At 64.2% G+C, this 26,091-nt stretch carries 17 protein-coding genes and 3 tRNA genes; 2 read left to right on the top strand and 18 right to left on the bottom strand.

The window, feature by feature from the left end; genetic code table 11:
* Positions 1–13: 13 nt before the first annotated feature.
* The 6 genes from ACHAAJ_RS04725 to leuC form a co-directional block, all read right to left on the bottom strand.
* The gene (locus ACHAAJ_RS04725) at positions 14–1,138 is read right to left on the bottom strand and encodes a D-alanine--D-alanine ligase family protein (RefSeq protein WP_435726763.1); all 1,125 of its coding nucleotides are present in this window, start codon (positions 1,136–1,138) and stop codon (positions 14–16) included.
* Complete coding sequence (locus ACHAAJ_RS04720; RefSeq protein ID WP_435726762.1) at positions 1,135–2,166, bottom strand: NAD(P)H-dependent glycerol-3-phosphate dehydrogenase; 1,032 nt, start codon at positions 2,164–2,166, stop codon at positions 1,135–1,137. Before ACHAAJ_RS04720 ends, ACHAAJ_RS04725 begins: the two co-directional genes overlap by 4 nt.
* Positions 2,163–2,918, bottom strand: coding sequence for a lysophospholipid acyltransferase family protein (locus ACHAAJ_RS04715; RefSeq protein ID WP_435726761.1), 756 nt, complete (start codon positions 2,916–2,918; stop codon positions 2,163–2,165). The genes ACHAAJ_RS04720 and ACHAAJ_RS04715 overlap by 4 nt, the downstream gene beginning before the upstream one ends.
* A gap of 7 nt (positions 2,919–2,925) precedes the next feature.
* On the bottom strand, positions 2,926–4,251 hold the full coding sequence (murA, locus tag ACHAAJ_RS04710) for a UDP-N-acetylglucosamine 1-carboxyvinyltransferase (protein WP_435726760.1): 1,326 nt from the start codon (positions 4,249–4,251) through the stop codon (positions 2,926–2,928).
* Positions 4,252–4,365: 114 nt separating this feature from the next.
* Entirely contained in the window at positions 4,366–4,965 is a 600-nt protein-coding gene (gene leuD / locus ACHAAJ_RS04705) for a 3-isopropylmalate dehydratase small subunit (protein ID WP_435726759.1), read from the bottom strand.
* An 11-nt stretch (positions 4,966–4,976) separates the two neighbouring features.
* Positions 4,977–6,443 carry a 3-isopropylmalate dehydratase large subunit gene (gene leuC / locus ACHAAJ_RS04700; protein WP_435726758.1) on the bottom strand — a complete coding sequence of 489 codons (1,467 nt, stop codon included), beginning with the start codon at positions 6,441–6,443 and terminating at the stop codon, positions 4,977–4,979.
* A gap of 110 nt (positions 6,444–6,553) precedes the next feature.
* Between leuC and ACHAAJ_RS04695 the strand changes: the two genes are divergently transcribed.
* Positions 6,554–7,273, top strand: a complete 720-nt coding sequence (locus ACHAAJ_RS04695) for an IclR family transcriptional regulator (RefSeq protein ID WP_435726757.1) — start codon at positions 6,554–6,556, stop codon at positions 7,271–7,273.
* A 174-nt stretch (positions 7,274–7,447) separates the two neighbouring features.
* The gene (locus ACHAAJ_RS04690; protein ID WP_435726756.1) at positions 7,448–9,625 is read left to right on the top strand and encodes a hypothetical protein; all 2,178 of its coding nucleotides are present in this window, start codon (positions 7,448–7,450) and stop codon (positions 9,623–9,625) included.
* Between the two features lie 39 nt (positions 9,626–9,664).
* On the opposite strand, the gene ACHAAJ_RS04685 is transcribed toward ACHAAJ_RS04690, so the two are convergent.
* The 12 genes from ACHAAJ_RS04685 to galE form a co-directional block, all read right to left on the bottom strand.
* Entirely contained in the window at positions 9,665–14,041 is a 4,377-nt protein-coding gene (locus ACHAAJ_RS04685; protein WP_435726755.1) for a hypothetical protein, read from the bottom strand.
* Positions 14,031–14,462, bottom strand: a complete 432-nt coding sequence (locus ACHAAJ_RS04680) for a hypothetical protein (RefSeq protein WP_435726754.1) — start codon at positions 14,460–14,462, stop codon at positions 14,031–14,033. The genes ACHAAJ_RS04685 and ACHAAJ_RS04680 overlap by 11 nt, the downstream gene beginning before the upstream one ends.
* A gap of 314 nt (positions 14,463–14,776) precedes the next feature.
* Positions 14,777–15,772 (bottom strand): thiamine-phosphate kinase, encoded by a 996-nt coding sequence (gene thiL, locus ACHAAJ_RS04675; RefSeq protein WP_435726956.1) that lies wholly within the window; start codon positions 15,770–15,772, stop codon positions 14,777–14,779.
* A 31-nt stretch (positions 15,773–15,803) separates the two neighbouring features.
* Positions 15,804–17,411, bottom strand: coding sequence for a GTPase (locus ACHAAJ_RS04670; protein WP_435726753.1), 1,608 nt, complete (start codon positions 17,409–17,411; stop codon positions 15,804–15,806).
* 35 nt (positions 17,412–17,446) lie between these two features.
* Positions 17,447–19,237, bottom strand: coding sequence for a dynamin family protein (locus ACHAAJ_RS04665; RefSeq protein ID WP_435726955.1), 1,791 nt, complete (start codon positions 19,235–19,237; stop codon positions 17,447–17,449).
* 63 nt (positions 19,238–19,300) lie between these two features.
* Complete coding sequence (locus ACHAAJ_RS04660) at positions 19,301–21,508, bottom strand: heparinase II/III domain-containing protein (RefSeq protein WP_435726752.1); 2,208 nt, start codon at positions 21,506–21,508, stop codon at positions 19,301–19,303.
* Between the two features lie 459 nt (positions 21,509–21,967).
* A tRNA-Glu gene (locus tag ACHAAJ_RS04655) sits at positions 21,968–22,040 on the bottom strand.
* 52 nt (positions 22,041–22,092) lie between these two features.
* Positions 22,093–22,165, bottom strand: a tRNA-Glu gene (locus ACHAAJ_RS04650).
* Between the two features lie 65 nt (positions 22,166–22,230).
* Positions 22,231–22,302: transfer RNA gene (locus tag ACHAAJ_RS04645), tRNA-Gln, on the bottom strand.
* A 155-nt stretch (positions 22,303–22,457) separates the two neighbouring features.
* The gene (gene gltX / locus ACHAAJ_RS04640; RefSeq protein ID WP_435726751.1) at positions 22,458–23,972 is read right to left on the bottom strand and encodes a glutamate--tRNA ligase; all 1,515 of its coding nucleotides are present in this window, start codon (positions 23,970–23,972) and stop codon (positions 22,458–22,460) included.
* A gap of 296 nt (positions 23,973–24,268) precedes the next feature.
* Positions 24,269–25,030, bottom strand: a complete 762-nt coding sequence (locus ACHAAJ_RS04635; RefSeq protein WP_435726750.1) for a fumarylacetoacetate hydrolase family protein — start codon at positions 25,028–25,030, stop codon at positions 24,269–24,271.
* Between the two features lie 10 nt (positions 25,031–25,040).
* Positions 25,041–26,090: a UDP-glucose 4-epimerase GalE gene (gene galE / locus ACHAAJ_RS04630; RefSeq protein ID WP_435726749.1), complete on the bottom strand. Its 1,050-nt coding sequence runs from the start codon at positions 26,088–26,090 to the stop codon at positions 25,041–25,043.
* Position 26,091: the final 1 nt, after the last annotated feature.

Raw genomic sequence — 26,091 nt, 5'->3', positions numbered from 1 at the left:
GAGCCGCGAAAGCCTAGCGCAATCCGGTCCGACGGTTCAGGGCAAGCCAGATGAGCTCGTCGATCAGGTCCGGGTAGGCCATCCCCGTTTTGTCCCACATCTGCGGATACATGCTGATCGGAGTGAACCCGGGCATGGTGTTGATCTCGTTGATGACCCAGTCGCCCGCGTCCGTGTAGAAGAAGTCCACCCGGGAAAGACCCTCCGCTCCGACAGCGTCGAAGGCCGCGGCGGCCAGCCGGCGGACCTCGTCCACGGCCCCTTCGGGAAGCTCGGCCGGGCAGCTCAGCTTGGCTGCGGCGCCGTCAACGTACTTCGCCTCGAAGTCGTAGAACTCGTGGTCGCCGGCCTCCATCGCCACCTCGCCGGGAAGCGAGGTGCGGGGCACCTCGTGGCCGCGGCCCTCCAGGACGCCGCATTCGATCTCGCGACCGTCGATTCCCTGTTCGATGACCACCTTGGGGTCGTGTATCCGGGCCGCCTCGACGGCTTCGCGGAGCTGTGACGGGGAATCCACGCGGCTGATGCCGACGGACGAACCAGCCCGCGCCGGCTTCACGAACAGCGGATAGGTCAGGGAACCCGCGGCGGCCAGCGCGCCCTCGGGATCGCGGCGCCATGCCTTGTCCGTAATCACCACATAGGGCCCGACGCGGAATCCGGCGGCTTCGAAAACCACTTTCATGTAGTGCTTGTCCATGCCGATGGCACTGGCCGACACACCCGAGCCGACGTACGGGACGTCGGCCAGTTCCAGCAGGCCCTGCAGCGTACCGTCTTCGCCGAAGGGCCCATGCAGCAACGGGAAGACGATGTCGACACCGCCGAGGCTGCGGGTCTTCCCCCCATTGGTGTGGGCCACGAGTTCCCGGCCCTCGGGGACGATGTCCAGCCGAAGGGTTTCCGGTCCCGCCAAAACCTCGGGAGCCTCCCCGGATGCCAGCGACCAGGTCTCCGGGTCGGCGTCGACCAGCGACCAGCGTCCGTCGCGCGTGATTCCGACCGGCACGACGTCGTATTTTTCGCGGTCGATGGAATGCATCACGCCGGCCGCGGTGACGCAGCTGACGGCGTGTTCGGAGGAACGCCCGCCGAACAGCAACGCCACGCGCGTTTTGGTGTTGTTCTCGGCATTCATGCCTTTTCCCCTTCGGATTTAAGTTCGCGGCCCAATAGCCGGGACGCCATGGCGTCAACGGTCAATTCGCCGTCCAGCACGTGCACGACTGCCTCGGTGATGGGCATCTCGACGCCGAGGCCGCGCGCCAAGTCCAGGACCGCCGGCCCGGATTTGATGCCCTCGGCCGTCTGGGTCATGGCGGCGTTGACCTCGACTAGGGTCAGGCCCTCCCCCAGTAGCCTTCCGGCGGTGCGGTTGCGCGACAACGGCGAGGAGCAGGTCGCGACGAGGTCGCCGAGGCCCGCGAGTCCGGACATGGTCTCCAACTGTCCACCGAGGGCGAGAGCCAGCCGCGTGGTCTCTGCCAGGCCCCGGGTGATCACGGAGGCCTTCGTGTTGTCGCCCATGCCGCGTCCGTCGCAGATCCCGACCGCCAGTGCAATGACGTTCTTGACGATTCCGCCGACCTCCACGCCGACGAGGTCCGTGTTGGTGTAGGGCCGGAAGTACTCCGGAGTACATGCCGCCGCGATCCAGGCCGCAGTCTCCGCGTCCGTACACGCGACGACGGAGGCGGTGGGCTCCTCGCGGGCGATCTCCATGGCCAGGTTCGGGCCGGAAACGACGGCGATGGCGTCCATTGGCCAGTCCAATTCGTCGCGAACGACCTGACTCATGCGCGCATCCGTGCCACGCTCCAGCCCCTTCATGAGGGACAAGACGACGGCACCGGCCGGAATCGAATCCCGAACCATTCGCAGTTGGGAACGCAGCGTCTGGGCGGGCACCGCCAGAACCACCAGATCCGCACCGGCCAGGACCTTCGCCGGATCGTCGCTGGCTGTGACGTTGCCCGGAAGGACGATCTCGCCCAGGTAGCGAGTGTTGCGGTGGTGGTTGTTGATCTCGTTGGCCACTTCGGCGCGGCGGGCCCACAGTTGCACGTCCGTGTTGGAGGCGGCTCCGCAGTCGGCCACGACCTTGGCGAAAGTGGTGCCCCAACTGCCGGCTCCCAGAACGGCGATCTTGTTGGGGGCAGGCCTCACTCGTTCGCTCCCGGTCCGGTCTGGAAATCCCGACCGGACATCGTCTGGCCGTGCGCCGCCGGATCCCAAGGAGTCTCGGGCGGAACGCCGCCGCGCAACTCAGCTACTCCGGCCGTCAGCGCGGCCATGATTCGTGCGGTCGCCTCTTCCAGGACCGATCGGGTCAAGGGCTTGTCCGCGAGGTCGCTGAGGTCCACGGGATCGCCGAGCCGCACGCGGACCGTCTTGCGTGGGAAGGGCCGGAGGCCCTTCCCGTAACGCGGGAAGACCTCTTGCGCACCCCAGTGCGCAATGGGTATGACGGGCGCTCCGGTTTGCAGCGCCAGGCGTGCCGCGCCTGTGCGGCCGCGCATGGGCCACTCGTCAGGATCCCGGGTCAGCGTCCCCTCCGGATACACGATCACCACGCCTCCCGAGTCGATGAGGTCGCGGGCGATCTCCAACGAGCGGCTGGCTCCGACGCTCGAGCGGGCGACCGGAACCTGGCGGCTGGCACGCAGCACAGATCCGACCACGGGCAGCTTGAACAGCGATTCCTTGGCCAGATAGCGAGGGAGGCGTCCGTGCGCGTAGAGCGCCTGGCCGACCACCAGCGGATCGATCTCGGTCACGTGGTTGGGACAGGCGATGAAACCACCCTCGGGCAGTCGCTCGAACCGTTCCCACTTCCGTCCCATCAGTGCGGTCATGGTAGGACGAATGATGCCCGCCAAGACGGCGAACACGGCCTTCGCTCCGGTCGTTTCCCTCATGGCCGCCCTAGTCGGTGGAGTCGAGTTCGACGCGCGCACCGAGACCCTGCAACTTCTCCAGGAACTTCTCGTAGCCGCGGTTGATGAGCTCGATGCCGGTCACCCGGCTGGTGCCCTCGGCCGCGAGGGCCGCTATCAGGTGGGAGAACCCCCCGCGCAGGTCAGGGATGTCGATGTCCGCTCCGTGTAGCTGAGCCGGGCCGGTGATCACGGCCGAGTGCTTGAAGTTCCGCTGTCCGAATCGGCAGGGCACCGCGCCAAGGCATTCCCGGTGCAACTGGATGGTGGCCCCCATGCGGACCAGGGCATCGGTGAACCCGAAGCGGTTCTCGTACACCGTCTCGTGGACGATCGATACGCCGGCGGCTTGGGTCAGCGCAACCACCAGCGGCTGCTGCCAGTCGGTCATGAATCCAGGGTGGACGTCGGTTTCGAGCACCAGCGGCTTCAGCTCGCCGCCGGGGTGGTAGAAGCGGATGCCGTCGTCCTCCACCTCGAAGGCGCCCCCGATCTTCCGGTAGGTGTTGAGGAACGCGGTGAGGTCCTCCTGGTTGGCGCCCTCGACATAGATGTCGCCGCGGGTGACCAGCGCCGCGGAGGCCCAGGAAGCGCCCTCGTTGCGGTCCGGGAGGGCACGATGCCTGTAGCCGCTCAGATGGGCCACGCCCTCAATCCGGATCACCCGGTCCGTCTGGACGGAGATGATGGCGCCCATCTTCTGCAGGAGCGCGATGAGGTCCATGATCTCGGGTTCGACGGCGGCGTTCTTGAGTTCGGTGATGCCATCGGCCTTGACCGCGGTGAGCAACACCTGTTCTGTGGCGCCGACGCTCGGATAAGGGAGTTCGAGCTTCGCCCCCTTGAGTCCGTGCGGGGCCGAGATGGCGATTCCGCCGGGACGCTTATCAACGACGGCGCCGAACTGGCGGAGTACGTTGAGGTGGTAGTCGATCGGACGATCCCCGATGCGGCAGCCGCCGAGATCGGGGATGAACGCCTCGCCGATGCTGTGGATCAGCGGTCCGCAAAACAGAATCGGGATCCGCGAGTCGCCGGCGTGCGCGTCGATCTCCTTGGACGGAGCCGAGGTCGCGCCCTGCGGATCGAGCGTCAGGTCGCCTGTGGCCGGGTCTTTGTCCACCGTGACGCCGTGGATGGTGAGCAGGCTAGTCACGATCTCCACGTCCCGGATCTCCGGAACGTTGCGCAGGACGGAAGGGGTATCGGCCAGGAGCGCCGCGACCATGGCTTTCGGCACCAGATTCTTGGCGCCCCTGACTTTTACTCTTCCAATCAGCGGAACGCCGCCGTGGATAGTCAGGACTTTGCCCATGAAAGAAATACCTATCGTTGGAGTGGCCTCAGGATCGCCCGAGGTTCCCCGTAAGCATACAGCCCGAGCATGCGGCGGCGGCTGTGGCGGGGCCCGCGGGGCGGTATCCGGTAGTCAGGATTTGGCGGGGAGCGTGGCCGGAAGCCATGCGGGACGCGCGGCTTCGAACGAGGAGACGTCGGCCTCGTGCTGCAGCGTGAGACCAATGTCATCAAGGCCCTCCAGGAGGCGCCAGCGGGTGTATTCGTCGATCTCAAAGGGAGCAACCAGGGCACCGCAGGTGACGGTGCGGGACACCAGGTCGACTGTGACCTTACTGCCCGGGTGGTTCTCGAGTTCCTTCCAGATGAGCTCGACCTCGGCCTGCGCTACCTGGGCGGCCACCAGTCCCTGTTTCCCCGAGTTTCCCCGGAAGATGTCGGCGAACCGGGAGCAGACGACCGCCTTGAAGCCGTAGTCCTTCAACGCCCAGACGGCGTGTTCCCGCGAGGAACCGGTGCCGAAATCCGGTCCGGCCACGAGCACGGAGCCGACCGAGTAGGGCTCGCGGTTGAGGATGAACTCGGGGTCCTTGCGCCAGCCGGCGAAGAGGGCGTCCTCGAAACCGGTTCGGGTGATGCGCTTGAGGTAGACGGCCGGAATGATCTGGTCCGTGTCCACATTGCTCTGGCGCAGCGGCACGCCGACACCCGTGTGGGTGGTCAATTTCTCCATGGATGCGCTCCTTAGGCTGCGGTGGTCGATGTGGCGGCGCGGGTCGCGGGCGGGAGGTCCGAGGGCGAGCTGAGCGTGCCGCGGATGGCGGTAGCCGCGGCGACCACCGGCGAGACCAGGTGTGTCCGGCCGCCCTTGCCTTGCCGGCCTTCGAAGTTCCGGTTCGACGTCGAGGCGCAGCGTTCGCCCTCGGCGAGCTGGTCCGGGTTCATGCCGAGGCACATCGAACACCCGGCGAAGCGCCATTCTGCACCGAAGTCCTTGAAGATCCGGTCCAGTCCCTCGGCCTCCGCCTCGAGCCGGACACGCGCCGAGCCGGGCACCACGATCATGCGGATGTCGGGGTCCTTGGTCTGTCCCTGGATGATGGCCGCGGCGGTCCGCAGATCCTCCATCCGACTGTTGGTGCACGAACCGAGGAACACGGTGTCCACGCGGATGTCCTTCATGGGCGTGCCCGCGTCGAGCGCCATGTAGTCCAGCGCGCGCTCGCAGGCGGCGCGGGCGTTCTCGTCCTCGAAGTCCTCGGGCGACGGGACCGCGTCGGAGAGCGAGACGCCCTGCCCCGGGTTGGTTCCCCAGGTCACGAAAGGCTCGAGTCGATCTGCGTCGAGGAAGACCTCGGCATCAAAGGAGGCCGTCTCGTCCGAGCTCAGGGACCGCCAGTAGTCGACGGCGGCGTCCCAGTCGGCGCCCTGCGGTGCGTGCGGCTTGTCACGCAGGTAGTCGAACGTGGTCTGGTCGGGCGCGACCATGCCGGCGCGCGCTCCGGCTTCGATCGACATGTTGCAGATCGTCATGCGCGCTTCCATGGACAACGCGCGGATGGCGGAACCCCGGTATTCGAGTACATACCCCTGTCCCCCGCCGGTTCCGATCTTGGCGATCACCGCAAGGATGATGTCCTTCGCAGTGACACCGGGCTTGAGCGTGCCGTCGACGTTGATGGCCATCGTCTTGAACGGCTTCAACGACAGCGTCTGCGTCGCCATCACGTGCTCCACCTCGGAGGTGCCGATGCCGAACGCCAGCGCGCCAAAGGCGCCATGGGTGGAGGTGTGCGAATCGCCGCACACCACGGTCATACCGGGCTGCGTCAGACCGAGTTGCGGGCCGACCACGTGGACGATGCCCTGTTCCTTGTCGCCCAGGGAATGGAGTCGCACCCCGAATTCGCGGCAGTTGGCGCGCAGTGTTTCGATCTGGGTGCGGCTGGTGAGGTCCGCGATCGGCTTGTCGATGTCCAGGGTCGGGGTGTTGTGGTCCTCCGTGGCAATCGTCAGGTCGGGCCTGCGCAGCGGGCGTCCGGCCAGCCGAAGGCCCTCGAAAGCCTGTGGGGACGTGACCTCATGCACAAGGTGCAGATCGATATAGATGAGGTCGGGCTGCTGCGCCGCCCCAACACCTTCGCCCTCGCGCACGACGTGCGCGGCCCAGACCTTCTCCGCCAGCGTCTGCGCTGGTGTGCCACCGGACATCTCGGGTTCCCTTCGTCAAAAAACCTCTTGGTCTCAACTTAATCACCCGCTCGTTGCGAGGGCCAGAATTTCGACTTGCATCTCATAATGTGAGACGGCAATATCATTCTATGGACACTTCTAGCGGCGTTGGCGTTATCGATAAGGCAGCCATGGTGCTCGACTCCCTCGAAGCCGGCCCCACGACCCTGGCACAACTGGTTTCCGCCACCGGCTTGTCCAGACCCACCGTGCACCGATTGGCCCAGGCCCTCGTCCATCACCGACTCGTGGGCAAGGACATCCACGGCCGGTTCGTGCTAGGGAGCCGCTTGGTCGAGCTGGCATCGGCCGCCGGCGAAGACCGCATGATCGCCGCGGCCGGCCCCATCCTCGTTCAGCTCCGGGACGCGACCGGTGAGAGCAGTCAGGTCTTCCGCCGACAAGGCGACTCGCGAGTCTGCGTTGCCTCCGCCGAACGTCCCATCGGCCTTCGGGACACCATCCCGGTGGGAACGCAACTGTCGATGAAAGCCGGGTCGGCGGCACAGGTGCTTATGGCGTGGGAAGACCATGAGCGGCTGCTCGAGGGGCTCAACAACGCGCGCTTCACACCCACCATCCTCGCCGGTGTTCGCCGCCGCGGCTGGGCGCAGAGCCTTGGAGAACGCGAGCCGGGCGTCGCTTCAGTGTCCGCCCCCGTACGCGGCCCCTCCGGACGCGTCATCGCCGCCGTGTCCATCTCCGGTCCGATCGAGCGCCTTACCCGCCAGCCCGGACGCGTGCACTCTGAAGTTGTCGTATCCGCAGCCTCCCAACTCAGCGCCGCGCTGCGAAAAGGCAGCGACTGACGGCCTCCCAGCTGGTCCCGGGTATCCGCGAAATCCAAAAGACGAGAGATGGCACATCGCCGGTCGCCGACTGGAGTCCATCGGACGGCCGTCGCATAGACTCTAGTCCGCGCCCGCAGATGGGCGTGTCCGGCCCCTCTTGCGCATCACCATCGATACCCATAAGGAACCTTGATGACGGAACCATGCGGCATTCCGACGAAGCTGGATGATCTGGGAGCGACGGGAACCGTTCCACCTGGAAAACATCACGTTCGCCACGAAATCCGTCTTGATGTTTACGTTGACGCCCTCGTAACCGCACGGTCGAGCGCAGAGGCGATCGTCTGCTTCCTTCCTTCCGCGCAACCCGTGGCGTCTCCGCAAGCGAATCCCGTCTTCCACAGGTGGACATGGGAAGAAAGCTTCCTGGACGCCCACGTTGTCGTGCTGAGCGACCCGGCCCTGTACGTTTCCGACAACGTCCATGCCGGTTGGTTCATTGACCAAGACGACGACTTCGTGGCACACATGGCTTTCGTGGTCGCCAAGGTGGCCAAGTCGCTGGGTGTACCCCTCGCCAACGTCGTCACCTACGGCTCCTCCATGGGCGGCTACGGGGCCCTGATGCTGGCAACTGAACTAAGGGACCCGGTTGCGGTCGCCGAAGTGCCTCAACTTGATCTGCGAAAGTATTCGATCCAGCGCGCCTTGCGCGTCATTGAGGATCGACTTCTCAGCCAGACGATCGACGAATTGTTCAAGACGGCGCCTGAACGAATCAGCGTTGTCGAAAGGATGAAGGCACGCGGAGTCGTTCCACGATTCAAGATCGTGACGAACCGGCTGGATGCTGGCCACGACGAATTGATCGACCTGCAGTCCAGCCTCAAGAGGGCAACCGACTTCGCCACGTCGATCGGGGATTACGAGATCCAAACGACTTCGAACGCCATTGGTCACAAGCCATTGCCGCGAACTAAAGCGACCTTGGTCATCCGATCGGTCTTGGGATCGCTCCTAGAGATTAACGACGTCCCCGCAGCGAAGCCCGCCTCCAGCTCCACGACCTCCAGTGCCAGCGGGACGCAGACCTTTCGGGAGGTTCTGGACGAGGCAACTGGTGTTATCGCTTCCATCCGTTACATCCGCGACGAGGCGGATACAGCGAAATACCTCCGCGCCAAGGAGCTGCTCTACCGGGCAGCGGAGTTGAATCCCGCACACGATTGGCCCTATCGGCGCCTCTGTAGTCTCATCAAGCTGTGGAAGAACACCTTCGACAACGAAGTACTGGCAGCGGCCGAGAACGCTTTCGCCCGCGGACAGTCCCTGGAGTCGTTCATCTACTGTTGCCGCGGCTACCTCAGCAATTTCGGGTCGGACGTCGCGGGCCGTCGCATTGAGGAACTCATCGGGGAAACGAACGACACGCAGACCGCAAACGTGGGACGCATCTTCCTCTCGGTATGCGCCTACGAGGCCGGTGAATTCGATGAGTACGCGGATCTGATCGGTCAGTTTCAGTCGCATCGGGCGGATGGCTTCGAACCGTATATTGCCATTCCGGTGTCGACGGTAGTCACCGCATCTGCGGCGGAACTCACTCTCGACTCCGATTCGACGTCGATTCTGGACGCCGACTTGAGCGTTGACTGGGCGGCCCCGGAAGGAGCCAAGTACATTGTCAGCGCCTCGTGCGACGAAGGCTACTTCCATAAATACGCACGGTTCCTCGTGCAGTCTTTCAGCCTGACGTGCTCAGAGGAAGCCGTTCTTCACTTGGCGGTGATATCGGACAACCCTACTGCGGTGAGGGAGGCTCTCGCGGCCTGGGATCCCCAGGGCGTCGTTCTCTCCGTCGTGAGCCTCGATGCCGGGGACAACCTAGGACCGATAGCATCGCTGATCCGGTTCTCCTTCGTATATCCGCTGCTGCGCAAATTCGTGCGCCCGGTGGTGGTTCTTGATTTGGACACGGTCATTACGACCGGTTTGTCCCCCCTCATTGAAAAGCACGCCGCCGCCGACATCTGCTCGCGAATCCTGGGACAGGGCGTAGCCCCCTGGGAAAAATACACGGGCGGTTTTGCTGTGTTCAACCCGACAGCGGCAGCTGGGCAGGCGGCGGGTTTCATCGCTGCAGCGGCCGCGAAAACGGCCGTGTCGGGCAGCAAGCAATGGTGGATCGATCAGAACTGCTTCGAGGCCGGCATCCGCCTGGCCAGCCAAGACCCACGCGGAATCTCGGTCACAAACGTCTATACCGAACGAGACGCTTTCTGCGTCATGCCCGTGGGTTCCGGCGATGCGAAATTGCACGTTTTGGAAAGGGCCATGAAAACGGTATTGATCACGGCCAAAACCAACTAAATGACGAATCGAAGAAGCGCTATTGCGCCTTGTTCCGAATCACGAATCGGGCGCGAGTAGCCACGTCATTGGGCGTCCGGCCCCAGCGTTTGATCGATTCCGATGCCGTAATGCGATGAGCGTATTCGCATCGCCCTCAGTGGCCAGCGTTCGACCACGGCCCATTTCGGGGCGCCAAGTCTGGGCACCAATGCTGGACCACTCGCCAAACCGCACCGCATGGAGCAAGTCCTCGAAATAGGTGGGGCGTCCCTGGACGAGTCCGTCAGCTATCCACTGGATTGACTCGTCGAGTTCTTCGACGGCCTCGACGACGCCAATGCCGGCTTCCTGCAGGCGGTCCCTATGGACGCGTGGCAGTTCCGATGCGGCGATGGCGACGGCCGAAGGCCGGTGCGTTTGGGCGAGTAGGACATCCAGTTCCAGATCGCCCACGGATTCGAACCGCAAGGCGTAAGGCGGCAGCCCCTCAAGACTGATCAGAAGTCCAGCGGTTCGGAACATCAGTGTCAGTGCTTGATCCGCCAGGTGAGAGCGCGCGATACAGCGCAGCTGCTTCCATGCCTCGTCGAGTCGGGCACCCTCGTCTTCCATCCAAACCGCGAGCCTGTCGTCCCAAAAAGCAGCATCACCCGTCGCTGGAATACCCCGCAGCTGATCGCTGATGCCGCGGCCAAGTCCGCTGAGCACCACTCCGCCAGACGCCGCGATCTCGACAACGCGGCGGGAAAACATCGTCGGCGAGTCCCGAGCCGAGTTCACGTTGATATTGACCGGGTGTGTTTTATACACCTTGAGAACCTCTTCATAGGCAACGCCTGCCTTGACGAACTTCGCCAGTTCGGGCGGAAAGTGGTACGGCGAATTCGGAACATTGACCTGCCGGTCGTAAATGGTCAGCCCGTGCCGTGCCGCCCCCTCAAGCATTGCGTGGAGTTCGATGGACCGATCCCTGAACCTATCGCCATAGTACGTACCTGCATACGAGACGGAGTGCTCGTATGTTCTGTCCGTCGGCAATGGATGGTGGATTTGCGGTTGAGCGTAGAAAGGCAATGCGGACGCGGTTTGAATCGAACTTTCTGGAAGGCCGAGATAGGCGGGTACCCGGTCGCCGTCCGTGGTGAACACATGATCGGCCAAGGCCGCCGTTCCCGCGAAATTGGCGAAATGCACCGGGTCCTCCTTGTTCCAGAACAGGACGGGAATACCCCTGTGCCGCGCGACCTCGATGATTTTTTGCAGGTCGCCGATGCCTTCTTTCGAATGTGCGACCCCGCGCCGCCACTCGTCGTTCGGTCCTTCCCAAGCGGATTCAATGAACAAGCCGTCCAAGGACTCGACGGCCACCTGCAGGTATCCGTCCGCACGCCGAAGCGGAACGGCATCGAACGATCCCGAGACTGTCTGAGTCGTGAACTGGTCAGCGATGAGTCCAACACGCAACTGGCGCAGGCTCCTCTGTTCATGGACATGCGCCATCGACGCGTGGTTTTCCGCGGCCGCTGACACGAGTCGATCGTCAATGGCGCCCGCGGCAACCCCGTCCGCCTCTGAAGTGAGCCATTCGGCTGTTTCCCGGTAGCGATCGGCCGCGGAAGTCCCGAGATCCAAGATGAACGGGACGCCCAAGCGCCGGGAGGCTATAAGGACCGCTGCGGCCACCCAGCAGTCGCCGTGGCTGACTAGGGCGGCAGGCCTGCTTGCCCGGGCCTCACGGACCAGCCTGTCAGCCGAGTAGATAATGAATTTGTCTATGGTCAGCTCGGCCTGCGATGCCGCTTCCCCTGGCGTCTCATCCGCCTGCGGCGGGCGAAAGATAGTCGGCGGATGAAGTTCGAATGCCGCGTTTTCCCTCGAAGCGGCAACCGAGGATCGGCCGGATTCCACTGGCGCCGCCCTAACGGACATGGTTTGGCCGGACCGCGTCTTATAGATGGCGCCGGACGAGCGGGCGGGAACAATTCCGGGAGTCGCGGCAATCTTAGCTAGGCCCCGTCTCATGAGAGCCTCCCCGGAGACTGCGGACGGAAGCTCCGCAAAAAGAGCGGGATATTCGTCGATCAGTTGCGCAACACGTTCAGCATGTCCGTCTCGCTGGAGGACGCGCACCAGGCGTCCCAACCGGTCGGCGTCCTGGCGCTGTCCGAAGAGAATCTCGACTCTCCCTGCCTCAATGCGCCGTGACGGAACGTCCTGAAACCTATTGCCCGCCGTCCTTATGAGGATCAACCACGACCGCGACAAGGACCTGAGGTCGTAGCGGACGGCATGGAGCTGTGCGCGAGCACTCGTTTCTTCATACGCTCGTTCGGACTCGTTGACCGCGTGGATGTAATCAGCCGCTGCTGCCGTATCTCCGTGCAACCATTCGTCGCCGAAGATCTCGGAAGCCCCAGGGCGATCCCAAACAACGGGAACAGCTCCGGAGGCCATCCCCTCCACCGGGGCCAGATGGAACGTTTCCCGCGTGCTAGGCGATAACACCCAACCGATTTTTTGGAACCACCGCCCCATATCCGGGCCGAAGTCATCGAAGGACACCCTGGCACGGAGGGCCGGGTCGACGAGCAGCCTCTCGTACAGGGCTTCGTAGGCGTCTCGGACGGCGTCGGATTTCCACATCCAGCTGTATTCCCAAGGATTCCTTCCCCGCAGATGAAGCGTGTACCGGGCGTCCCGCTCCAGCAGGTTTTCGAGTAGGTCCAGGGCGCGATCCGGCCGCTTGAGAATCGGCACGATGCCCGCCATACCAAGGTGAAAGCGGGCTTCAGGGAGTTTTCCACGGTCCAAGTCGGAGCTGTCAATCATGTTGGGAACGACCGATGTCGGCACATCTTCCCACCCCAAGTCCTCGACGACACGGCGGCGGAAGAACTCCGAAACGAATACCACCGAATCGATATTGTCGACATTCAGGTCGCGGATGCAATCGAGATTGACCTCGTAGCCATGGAAGCGGACCAGAAGCTTCTGGTGCGGCAATTTTTCCCACGAATACCACACGGCGTTGTGCGATGCGAACTCGCAGATAATGACGTCCGCCCACTCCAAACACGCCCGACTGGCGTTCGGATCATGGAGATCCTGTGCATCCCACTTGTCGATCCGTACGTCGAGGTCCCGCCGGAGGGTGAGCTGATCGACCAGCTCGCCCGCAAACTTGAAGTCGTGTCCCGCGAGTAGAACATTGAGCCGTTCTGGTTGGAGTTCGACTGCGGAATAATCGGCCGTCTGCCTCTCGAGGACGGCTGCGAAGTGCTCGCCCAGTTCGCCGCTCGAAACCGTCCCACCCGTATCCGACGTATGGGTCCATGGAAGCACGATCGATTTGCCGGCTGCCGCGGATAATCGCGACTCCACAACTGAACGGATCCCCTCCGAGGGCACCACCACCTTCCGGCACAAGTCAACAATCTCGCCAATGCGTTCCGTGCCGAGGGACTCCACCCCGTCCCAGGAGGCTACGGCAAGTGTCGGCCACATCCGATCCAGGAGCACTTCATTGCCCCTCCCTGCAAGCGCCGTTTCCGCATCCGCCGGTAGGACAACGTCGCAGTCGAGAACCTCCGCGACAATCGCCAGATGCCAGGCAGCGTATCTGGGGAGCAAGCGCCCTTCCTGAAGGTGCCGTGCCGGAAGCCGCGGTCGGATGCTCACAACGTCCCCCCCGCCGCCCTCTATGCACTCCGCCGTAGTCAAGCGAATGATCTGTACGTCCGGGGAACTCAGGTTTTCGGCCAGCCGCGGTGGCGCCACTTCCCCTCCGCCGGACGGAAGCACGCCGTGGTTGTGCTGCCCGAAATTTCCGCGGTCGTGTGCCAAATCGTCGAAAACCAAGACCCGGTAGCGGGCCCTCAGGAGTCTCATCATGGTCCGTGCGGTGAGCACGTTCGGCGTGCCTGTGCAATGCTCGGCTGCGCTGACGAAGACGAAAATCTTCGCGGCCACTTGGGGGATCGCTTGGATGAGGGCGATCCGCGATAGTTCATCGTCGACGAGGATAAGCCGAGACACGCGTCCGATGGCTTCGATGGCGCCCTCGCCACGCGGCCATCGCCGCAGTTCTTCGGAGAGGGGCTCGCCCGGAAGCCAAGAGACAATGCGTCCATTCATCGCGGCGTTCCCGGCAAGGCTCCACGCCGTGCGCATCCCACGGACCAGGACCAGGTTGGCGCGTCGTCTCGTCGCCTCGCCAACGGCGGCCCATGCAATCCTCTGTGGGGTCCTGCCTGCAGCCGGACTAATGAATACCCGACGAACCGGCCCATCGCCATCCGGCGGCAAACCCTCACCGGCTGAGATAACCACCGGGGTGGCTCCGTTACTCGAAATCTCGGCCGTAAGTTCGTCGATCAGGCCTTCGTGCCCGGAGTCTTCGACGCAAACCACTACATCACGGTCGTCACGAACCATTCGTTGATCCACCTTCCTCGAACGCCTTCTCCGCGAACTGCTGAGCCAAGTGGTAGATCTTGCGGCGCCGGGGGCGTTCGGGAAGCTCCGACCAAAAGTTCTCGTTCGGGAAGCAGTGGCGCGCGGCTGCACGTAACCGTTTGGTGTAATAACGGTCTTCGCCCGGCCCGTCGATCATGATCATCGCGCATTGCGCCTTCAGGGACCATTTTTCAAGCCGGTTGATCAATTCAATGAGCGCCCCACCGGCCTCATGTTCCGTGCCGAACCAAGGACCGGCGTTCAGTGCCGCCCGCTCGATGAGGATAAATTGCGGCCTATGGGCGTCCACCGACGCCACAACCGTGTCCGGGTAGAGCGGAAGGGTCGGGTAATACCTTGCGACCTCGGATTGCGATTGGTCCGTGGCAATGGTCGCCACCACTTGCGGTATGGGTTGATGGGCCGTCGTTCGCACGGGCACCCGAAGAAGATCCTGGGGACTATCCGCTGCCGGGTTTGGAGGTAGTGGAGTTGATGACCTGCCCGTGCGGATGCTCCGAGCACGGATGCCCACCAATTCCTCGTGCACCTTGCTCCCCCATCATTCGCCGCAATCACCGTGGGCTGTCGTGCACGCGCCCTGTCGGTGATTCTAGCAACGCGGAGGGCCGCGCGTTGCCACGCCACACGCGCCGGTTTTTCGTTCGAACAGGTGGAGGGCGCCCGCGGAGGCCAGGAGCGCGAACCATCCGCCTAGCCCCCTGTACCGCCGGCGGAACGCGCCGCGGTGAAGTGGTCCCAACCCGCTTCCCCTATCACCGTGCCTCCAATCCGGACCTCGCCATGGCCGCTTGCGGTTGACCCGATGGCGCTGAAGCCGACCGGCAGGTGGATAGCCGCCGGAAAGGTGGCCAGCAACGCGAAATCCTCTCCGCCGTGGACGACCCACCCGAACGGATCCGTCTGCAGAAGCCTCCCCGTCGGCCCTAGCTCCTCCGCGTGTAGGGCAAGCGCCGCGACGTCGAGTTGCAGGTCGACGCCGCTGGCTCGGGCCATCCGCGGGGCGTCTCGCGCCAGACCGTCGGACAAATCCATCATTGCGGTCGCCCCGCCCGCGGCGGCCAGCGGTCCCGCTTCCAGCGGCGGTCGCGGCCGTAGCTGGAGATCGATCAGCCGGCGATGCCGTCCTTCGAGTTCCGCCTGCGGCAGGGCCGATTCCAACAGCGCAAGCCCGGCCGCCGCGGCGCCCAGCCGTCCGCAGACCGCCAGGACATTCCCGGGGCGGGCTCCGGAGCGGAGAACCGGTGCGTGGCCGCCGAGGTCGCCGGTCACCGCGGCTGTCGCTGAGAGCTCGCGCCCGCGGCCCAAATCCCCGCCAACGATCGCGCAGCGGTGCGCGCCAAGAGCCGCGACGGCGGCACTGAAGCCGTCCGCAAACCCCTCCACCCAGTCGACTGGGGTGTCGGACGGCAGTGTCAGACTAATCACGGCCGACGTCGTCACCGCCCCCATCGCGTTGATATCGGACAGGTTCTGGGCCGCCGACTTCCATCCGACGTCATAGCCGCTTCCCACGGAGCCGTTCGGCCAGAGAAGCCGGAAATCCTGGTCCTGCACCACCGTGTCGATGCTGAAGACAAACCGCCCATCGGGTGCCTCAACCAAGGCTGCGTCGTCGCCGGGTCCGACCTCTACCCTGGCACCGCTCAACCGCGGAAGGATGCGTGCCAGCAGGCCCCGCTCCGTCATGCCGCCGACGAGTACAGCGGGTGAATCTTGTTCAGCCACGGGCTGCCCTCAGTGCGCTACGAAACCTGTTGTAGCGGTCGATTTCATTGGCCACCGGCTCAACGACATGCGTTTGAGCAACCGTGGCGACCGCCGTGCGGAGTCGTCGCCGCGCCGCGGCAGCCCGAGTCCTCGCAGCCATCCGGGAAATGATTCCCGTGGCCATCGACAGAGCGATGCCCAGAAAGAGACCGCCTGCGATCATCAGCGTGGGTATCGGGAACCCCTCGACCTGTGGCGTTTCGGGCACCGGCAACTGCAGGTATCCCATGGCGAAGAGCCCCCCTAACCACGCGGCGCCGGCCAGCGCGCTCGCCAGCGCGATCCATTGGACGGTACCCACAACCGGCCACCACCAGGACCCCTTGCCGGCCCCGATGTCCGTGTGTGCGATCGCCTGGTCGAGCGCATCCGGCAGGGTCGGTGCGCTCGCCCGGGCGGCACGGCGGATGGAACCGCGCCAAGCCTCGGGCGCTCCGTGGCTTGCGGTGTCAGCGTAGGCACGAACCGCGGAGTCCGCCTGCGCACGCTGGGCCGAACCCGGCGGGGGCAATGATGTGCGGTTGACCGTGGGGTTCACATCCCGGGTCTTCAGATTGAGCCGTCGCAGCGGATCCGGACGCAGCCGAGTCAGCCACCGGGTTACGGGCCAGCCGGTCTTTGCCCCCGCGTTGATCCTGTAGGAGCGGCCGACGGCGGACACGACCGTTTCCACGCCCGAAGCCTCGGATAATTGGCCTGCCAGCCGCCGTTGGACGTGCTTTCCCGGCGCATCCAGCGGTTCCCCGTCCACCTCCGCACCCAGCGCCTTTGCCACACCTGCCGCATCCAAGCGGAGCCGCTGCGTTGCGGCATCACGGCCCGCGGAGACCGCGGCGATGGCGGCACGGAGTTCGTCGACCCCGTCCCCGGTGCTCGCCGAGACCGGATAGACGGGAACCTTCCCCAGCCCATCGTCCGCGAGAATCCCGCGCAAGGAATCCAGAACCGCGTTCAACGTTCCCGGAGGCAGACGATCGATTTGGTTGAGCACCACCATGGTGACTGCCCCGTAGGCTGACAACGGGCGGATGAAGTCTTGGTGAACCGCCGCGTCCGCGTATTTTTGCGGATCAAGCACCCAGACGAGGACGTCAACCTGACCTGACAGTCGCTGCACGGTTTCGCGGTGGGACAGGGCCGTCGAGTCGAAGTCCGGCAAATCCAGGAGCACCAGCCCGCCGGGCTCCGCTCGTCCCCCGCCAAGCCAACCGGTGCGCCGGCCATCGGCAAGAGGATCTGCGAGTTCATGGCGTTGGTCGGCACCCAACCAGTCGAGCAGTTCCGCGCTTCCGGCCGCGCCCCATACGGCGGCCAATGGGGCGGACGTGGTGGGGCGGGTGGCCGCGACGCGTGCCAAATCCTGACCCGTGACCGCGTTGAAGAGCGAGGACTTCCCACTTCCCGTCGCGCCGAAGAACCCGACGACGGTGTGGTCAGCGCTGAGCGAACGGCGAGTGGAGGCCCGTTCCAAAACATCCAATACGGCCGCCTCCGCGGCCTGGGGCACTCGTCCCTCGCCCAGTTCCCTCGCTTCATTGAGCGCGTCGAGCTGGTCCACGAGAGGCGAGCCTGCCCCCTCCGACCGCCGCCGGCTCATGCCGATTCTCCCGCCGAAAGCGCGGCAAGCCTACGTGCGTGGCCGCGGAGAAGGTCAGCATTGTCCTGGGGCCCCAGAATGGCGAGCCGTTCGAGGAACCGTGCACTGTCTTCTGCCAAGAGCGACCGGCAACGGCTGTCCAGAGACTCGCGAGCTTGTTTGGCGAGACGCCGAACGGCGTCCTCTCCGAAGATCGCCTCCAGCAGTTTCTGGCCGACGATGGCGGAACCGCCCGCGATGCCGACCTCGAGTCCAGTCAAACCAGCCGTTGATGCGAAGACGACAACCATGAGGGCGACCGCCACACCGTTGACGCCGAAGGAGACCATGCGCGCCGTGAAACGCTTGCCCTCCCCCTCGGTGCGGATCAGTTCCATCAGATCGCCCTGCCATGCCCGGATCTCGGCGGCTGCCGAATCCGCGAAGCCGGCCCCAGGTTGGGCCAAATCCTCGGACCCCAGCAACTCCCGGCCTGCCGGATCGGCCCGCCAACGCGCGTCCGCGTCCTCGGCGGCCCGGGCACACTGGTCGACCACTACGGCGAGCAGGCCGGATTCGATCGCCTCCTCCACCGTTTCGACCGGCTGGGGTTTGCCCGAGAGGAAGGCGCCGATGCGGTCGCGGAATCGTCCGATTCCGGTCTCGAGGGACCTGAAGAACTCGCCGGTTCCCACGAAGTCCTGCCAGCGCGCGAGGACCTCGCCCCGCAGGAGGGTGCCGTCTCTGGTGGCCTCGCCGATGCGTTGCGCGGCAGTCGCGTAGGCCTCGGCGACGTCAGCGCCTAACCGAGCGCCCGCGGCGCGCTGCGCATCCTCCGCGTCGGCGACGGCATCGATCCTTACGACCAGTTGCCGGAGGACGCCGTCAAGCGTCCTGCGCGCGACGGCCGAGCGCCCGGCCACGTCCCCGGCGAGGTCGGACAGCCAGCCCCGCAACTCCGCGACCGCGTCAGCGGGCAGCATCGCGAAGTCGTCGAGGTTCGTCTCCGCAACGACAAACAGCTGCGCCGTTCCCAGTCCCTGCCGTTCGAGCATGGCGCGGAGATCCGTGGCAACCTCTTCCTCTACGCCGGGGGGGACGCGGTCCAGGATCACGGCGACGGTGATGTCCCGTCCGGCGGCCTCCAGAAGGAGCTTCCAGGGCACAGCGTCCGCGTAGCGGTTGGCCGTGGTGACGAACAGCCACAGGTCCGCCGCCGCCAGAAGTTGACCGGCCAGGCGCCGGTTCCCGTCCGAGATGGAGTCAATATCCGGGGCGTCCAACAATGCAATGCCAGCGGGAATCGCCTCGTCCGCCAGCATCACCAGTGAGCCCACCGCCGCGTCCGGAGCGGGGCCGACCCGATCGGCCGATTCAGGCTTGTCGGGATTCGTTCTACGGCCGGCTACCCGGGACATCCCGGGGAGGATCCGCTGGTCGTTGAACCACCGTGCCTCGGATGGATGGTGCAGAAGAATGGGCTGCCTCGTAGTGGGTCGAATGGCGCCGGCTCGGGTGACGGGGTGGCCGACGAGTGCGTTGACGAGCGTGGATTTGCCCGCTCCGGTCGAACCTCCAACGACTGCCAAGAGGGGTGCGTCGAGATTCCGGAAACGCGGCAGGATGTAGTCTTCCAGCTGTTCGAGAATGGCGCGAACGAATTCACGCGCAGCTCCGGCGCCGGGAACGTTTAAGGGCAAAGCCGCATCCAGCAACGACGATTTGGCTTCCTCCAGAAGCCGCACCGCACTTGTTCCGTCTCCGTCCGGGCCTGCGGACGCTCGCTGGTCAGTGTTCACGGACTCCATCATGCCCCACAGCGGTTTTCCTGTACCGAGGACTCGCACGGTGTTTTGCGGACCGCTTAGGGATTATGTGCTCGGATTACGATCGACCGCGTCAAGGGTCCATTCGAGGGGTTGCCCAACGGGATGCTCGAGCATCAGGGAATTAGTCGGCTGAAACTCGCCGTAGGCACCGGCGGAGACACTCGTCGTTTTGGGCGAAGACCCAACACCTCTGACGACTGCGCCGGACACCATCGCTCCAATGACCAGGCCGTACCGAGAGCGGCCGTGCGTTAGTAACCACGAGGCATGGCCGCTGGGTTGCACCACCACGCCTTCGCCAAGATGGAAGACACTCGTAGCCGTGAAGTCGTTACCTTCGTGGTCGTCCGCGCCCTCAGCCACAAGAACCTCGTCGTGCCCTCGCAACTGCAGGCGATCGAGCCGGCCGGAGAGTTGGCGGGACACCTGATGGCCGCGAAACGCCTCGTGCATCCCGCTAATGACGTATTCGGACCCCTCGCGGAACCCGCCAAGAGTGGCCCTCCCCGGTGCCAGGGAATAGGGAACGTCGTCGATGACGGTTGCGTTATGGGCCCATGGCCCCCGCAGGTACTGGGCCACTGCATCACCCGGCTCGTAGGAGAAGAAGCCGGGGTCTATCAACCATTCGACGCCGTCGAAAAACAGGGTGAACGACAAGTGGTCGGCATGCTTATGTGTGGCAGACAAATTGGAAGCGTAAACCATCACGTTTTGCGGTAGTCCCTGATGGAGGCCCTTGGCGACGGCGTATCCGGCAATCGGCAGGACCATTAGGCCCGGGGCCTCCAGTTTGGCTGTATGCGCCGCTTCGGCTGCTGGTCCGTTGACCGTGCGGAACGTGTCCCCTAGGGACGGTGCCCGGCCATCTGGGTACCTCAGGACGTCGGACCAGTTCCGCAATTCACGAACGAGTTCGCCCGATTTGGTTTCCCTTCCGGAGATGGCCGCCAACTTCTCCGTCAGGCCCACCAGATGCTGTATGACCTCCTGATAGCCAGTGGAATTCTCGACGAAAACCGCGAAGCCACTGTCTCTCGTGATCAGTGAGTCGAACTGGTCACGCAGCCGGGCTAAGCCGGTTGAAATTCGGTAATCGCTGGAAGGACTGTCCCGACCGATGATGCCTGCCATGAGCAAGGCGATGTCCTGGAACCACGCATGGTTGTGGTGCCGGGTTGGTTGGTTGAAAGCGTAGAACGCCTCCGACAGCAGGAGATTTGCGTGCTCCTCAATCGCTTGGTTGAGTCGCAGCATGAACCGTCCATCGAAGCCTCGTTGACCGCCAACCTGGGCCATCAACAGGAACACCATAAGTCGCTCGGCGGCGCCGTGGTCGTACCACGCATATTTCGTGTCTGCCGTTTCGCTGTAGAAATTATGATCCAACCACGAGTTGATCATGTCTCGGGCAGCATAGATTGCCGCATCGACTCCGTCGATCAGCCCGTAGACCAGCAGGTCTCCTGCGGGGCACAGCGAATGCCAAATGTAGCGATAAGTTCCATTCGATCCCACGTCCTCCGGTTGGAGGTCGGCAGATTTCCACGGCAGACGCGTCCGGCCAATGACAGGGAAGTCGCCTGTTTCGACGAACTCTGCGGCGCGACGCCTGTAATCGGGGTTTTTCTGGGCAAGGTGGTCGCATATGAGGCTTGTGACGGCCGCCGCGTCGGGGTCCAGCGATGACGCATAGCTGGGTTCGGGCTTCGAGTCGACGTCCCAGGCCGACACCCAATCCACCAGGATCTCGCCTTCCCCGTCGGGTTCTCCTTTCACATAGATCCTCAAGTCGGCCACGTCAGCGCTGAAGACGTTCGACCACCCGTTCTGTATGCGGAAGACAAGATCGGAGAATCCGCACATGATTTCCGTGGCTACACCATCGAGTGGGTTCTTGACTTTGATGTGGCGGAACAGCTCGGAGTCCGTATAACCGACGGCGACATATTGGATGTCTTTCCAACCGCGCAGGGTAAAGACTGCGCCCACACCATCGGCGGAATGAACCGGACGGGGAAACTTGATGCGGATCTGGTAGCTGCCGAGGCCCCCGACGAACGTCGCTTTGAGGGCGCGATCCAACAACTGCAATTCGCCATTGGCCGAGACGAAGTCGGCGAGTTCCGCACTTTGGCCGTTCATATGTACGGCGTCGGCTCCGAACCGCGTCCATTGAACGTCGTTGAACGTCCAGCCGGACAGGGCTGGATGGTCCGACCGTACGGTCTCTTCGGAGAAGGCAAACACTATGCACCACCTGCGGTCGGTTCGCTCTGGGGCAGGAACCACGTTAGCGGTACCTGCGGCGCGGACTGGAAAACTTTCGAACTGCGAGAAGCTTGGGCGTGTCCTGCATCAAACGGCTCCGTCGTATTGCCATCCGCTCGCCGTCGGCAGGCACATTAGATCCACCATGTGTCTCACCTTCGACAGCTTACGCAGGATGCGGTTCAACCACGTCAAACGCATCAGGGTCGTTGAGGTCACGCACGTCGGCAAGCGATCGGCGCTACAGAATGGGCACGCTGAAGGGACCAATCGAGGTCGGGGCCCGAGAAGATGGGCGGAAACAGCGTTCATCGCCGCGCGGGAAAAGGTCCCGCTCTAGATGGGCCTTGCAAACCCCGGGTGACAACGATTCTTCCCTCGTCCTGAGGATTAAACGACAATGTCCCCGGCAGAAGCCGAGGACATTGTTTGTAACGGTGACCCCAGCGGGATTCGAACCCGCGTTACCGCCGTGAGAGGGCAGCGTACTAGGCCGCTATACGATGGGGCCGCATAGCCTGCATCACTTGAAGGCTGATGCCGCCTGTAGTTCTTGCGAACCGTGACCCCAGCGGGATTCGAACCCGCGTTACCGCCGTGAGAGGGCAGCGTACTAGGCCGCTATACGATGGGGCCGTAGCTGACCGAAAACAACTACTTCGGTCAGGCCGTTTCCCGCGGGAACCGCGGAAACCGTAGCGCTGGGATACCAGGACTCGAACCTAGAATGTCGGTACCAGAAACCGATGTGTTGCCAATTACACCATATCCCAATGGACTTCAGCCTCCGGTTTGCTACCTTGTTCAAGCAGTTCCCGGCGCCTCAGCACGAGTAATTACTTTACCCGACCCTCGTCCCAATTCCAAAATCGAAGGTACCGTCGGCAAGGGGTGCTCCCCGCCAGCTGGCGGGACGCACCTCGATGTGTCAGAGCGAGTCGATGTCCTGGCGGAAGGCCCGCAGACGCACGAGCGATGACTCCTTGCCCAGGATCACCATGGACTCAAACAGCGGCGGCGATATGCGCTTCCCCGAGACTCCCGTCCTGATGGGACCGAAAGCCAGCCGCGGCTTGATGCCCATGCCTTCGATCAGTGCCTCACGGAGCGCCGACTGGATGCTTTCGGCGGTCCAGTCACCCAATTCCTCGAGGGCGGCAATGCCGGCGTCGAGCACCTCGTCGGTATTGCCGGGAAGTCCCTTTAGCGCGTCCTGGGCCACGACGACGTCGTCGTCCGTACGGAACAGGAACTCAAGCATGTCCGGTGCCTCGCCCAAGAGGGCGATGCGTTCCTGAACCAAAGGAGCCGCCTCCGTCAGGATCTCATTCTGCCGCTCCGTCAGGGCCTCCCCCACGAGCTTCGCGTGGCGCAGGTACGGAACGAGTCGATCGCGGAAGTCGGTCGGATCAAGAAGCCGCACGTGAGATCCGTTGATGGCTTCGGCCTTCTTGAGGTCGAACTTGGCCGGGTTGGAAAGGACGCTGTGGATGTCGAACGCCTCGACCAGCTGGTCTCGGGTGAAGATGTCCTCGTCGGCCGACATGCTCCAGCCGAGCAGCGACAGGTAGTTGAGCAACCCCTCGGGGATGAAGCCGCGGTCGCGGTGCAGGAACAGGCTCGACTCGGGGTCGCGCTTGGACAACTTTTTGTTGCCCTGGCCCATGACGTATGGAAGGTGGCCGAAGAGCGGCATGTACTGAGCCACGCCAACATCGATCAGCGCCCGGTACAGGGCGATCTGCCGGGGCGTGGACGAGAGGAGGTCCTCGCCTCGCAGCACGTGCGTGATGCCCATGAGCGCATCGTCGACCGGATTCACGAGCGTGTAAAGCGGCTTGCCATTGGCGCGGACCACCACGAAGTCCGGGACAGAGCCGGCCTTGAACGTGATCTCGCCGCGCACCAGGTCGGTGAAGGTCGTGTCCTCGTCCGGCATGCGGACGCGGAGGACCGGCTCCCGACCCTCCGCGCGGAACGCGGCGGCCTCATCCGGCGTGAGCGTGCGGTCGTGGTTGTCGTAGCCCAGTTTGGGGTCGCGGCCGGCTGCCTTGTGGCGCGCTTCGACCTCGTCCGGGTTAGAGAAGGACTCGTAAAGGTGTCCGGCGTCCTTCAGCTTGGTGATCACCTCGTCGTAGCGATCCGAGCGTTGCGACTGACGGTATGGCTCGTGGGGACCACCGACGTTCACGCCCTCGTCCCAGTCGATCCCGAGCCAGTCCAGTGCCTCCAAGAGCTGATCGTAGCTCTCCTCGCTGTCGCGCTGGGCGTCCGTGTCCTCGATGCGGAAGATGAGCTTGCCGCCGGTGTGGCGTGCGTAGGCCCAGTTGAAGAGGGCCGTGCGGATCAGTCCAACGTGCGGAGTGCCGGTCGGGGACGGACAGAAACGCACGCGGACGGGCGTTTCCGGGGTGACAGTGGGGATCTGGGATACGTCAATCATGGTGGTCACGAGTCTAGTACGCGGCTACCGGCGCCTCCATGCGCGCATTTCCGCAGCGACGCGTCGCACCAGCAGAGTGACGGCCAATGCGACGGCCGTCACAATCAGGACTGCCGTCAGCCATTCTGGCCCTCCGAGTCGGTGGCTGACGCGCGCGGAGACCCCGAGGACCAGTGCGAGTGCCCACAGGTGACCCAATCGCTTCTGCCAGGTGGGACGGGCCGCCCTGTTTTTCGCCGCCTGCCGAAGGGCACCGGAAAACACCCGGCCAACGCTGCGCTGTCCATACACCGTCGTTAGCTGCGCACTGGGTTGGACAGCGTACCGATCCCCTCGATCTCCACCTCGAAGCGCTGCCCCTCCCGGATCAGTCCCACGCCGGCCGGCGTGCCGGTGAGGATCACGTCGCCCGGGAGCAGCGTGAAGGCCTGGGACGCGTAGGCAACGAGGTCGGCGACGCTCCAGACCATGTTTCTGGTGCTGCCGTCTTGGACGGTCTCGCCATCGAGACGACCAACGATCCGCACGTCGTCGACGTCCAGATCGGTCTCGATCCACGGTCCGAGCGGGCAGGAGCCGTCCCAGCCCTTCGCTCGAGCCCACTGGTTGTCCGTCTTCTGGACATCGCGGGCCGTGAGATCGTTGGCGCAGGTGTAGCCGAAGACCACGTCAGCCACCTTGTCGGCGGGCACGTCCTTGCAGATGCGCCCGATCACGACTGCGAGTTCGGCTTCATAGGAAACCTCTTCCGAGAAGGCGGGGAGGGTGATCGGATCGCCCGGACCCGCCACCGAGGTGTTCGGCTTGAGGAACATCAGCGGGGTGACCGGCACCTCGTTGCCCAGTTCGCGGGCGTGGTCCGCATAGGTCCGGCCGAACCCGACGACCTTGGACCGCGGAATGATCGGTGCCAGGAGGCGGACGTCGTCCAGCGGGTGTCGCACGCCGGTGGGCTTCACGCCCTGGAAGAACGGATCCCCCGCAATCACCGCCACTTCGTCGCCTTCAACCACGCCATAGAGGGGATCACCGTCAACTACAAATCGAGCAATACGCATGCCCTCCAGCCTAGTCGGAGGCGGCGTCGTCCTCATCATTGGGTTCGGCCGGGTAACCCTCCGGGTTTTCCGACTGCCACCGCCAGACGTCGACCACCATGTCCTCCAGGCCGCGCTCGGACTTCCATCCCAGTTCCACGCGGGCCAGCGTCGGATCCGCCCAATAGGCCGGGAGGTCGCCGGGGCGGCGTTCAACGATCCGGTACGGGATGTCCCGCCCGGAGGCACGCCCGAAGGCGTGGACCACTTCGAGTACCGAGGATCCCGATCCGCTGCCCAGGTTCCACGCGTGAAGACCACCGTTGGCCACGAGGTATTCCAACGCGGTGAGGTGGCCCGTGGCCAGATCGACGACGTGGATGTAGTCCCGCACGCCGGTGCCGTCCGCGGTGGGATAGTCGTCACCGAACACGTCGAGCCGTTCGCGCCGGCCCACGGCAACCTGTGCCACATATGGCATCAGGTTGTTCGGAACGCCCTGCGGGTCCTCGCCGATGCGTCCCGATTCGTGGGCACCGACGGGGTTGAAGTACCGAAGCTTCGCGACAGCCCACCGCGCGTCCGACGCCGCCAAATCGTCCAGCATCTGTTCGATGTGCATCTTGGTGCGCCCGTAGGGGTTCATGGCGGCCAGCGGCAGGTCCTCGTCGTACTGGACCACGCCACCGGCCTCCCCATACACCGTCGCCGAGGAGCTGAAGACCAGCGTGCGTACGCCCTGGGACTCCATGGCCTCCAACAGGTTCAGCGTGCCCACGACATTGTTCCGGTAGTACCAGAGCGGTTTCTCCGACGACTCGCCCACGGCCTTCAGTCCGGCGAAGTGGATCACGGCCTCCGGGTCGGCCGTCCGCAGCGCCATTCGTGTGCCTTCCGCATCCAGCAGGTCCACGCGGTGTAGCCTCGCCGCACGGCCGGCGAGCTCCGCTACTCGCCGGAGCGCCTCCGGCGAAGAATTGCTGAGGTTGTCGAGGACATGCACCTCGTGGCCCGCCTCGAGCAACTGAAGAACGGTGTGAGACCCGATGTAGCCGGCGCCGCCGGTGACCAGGATGCGCATG

This window comes from Arthrobacter arnarulunnguaqae (assembly GCF_051262515.1).
Lineage (GTDB): Bacteria > Actinomycetota > Actinomycetes > Actinomycetales > Micrococcaceae > Arthrobacter_N.
Note: the sequence above shows the minus strand (reverse complement) of the source record. Positions and strands in the feature narration are given on the sequence as shown.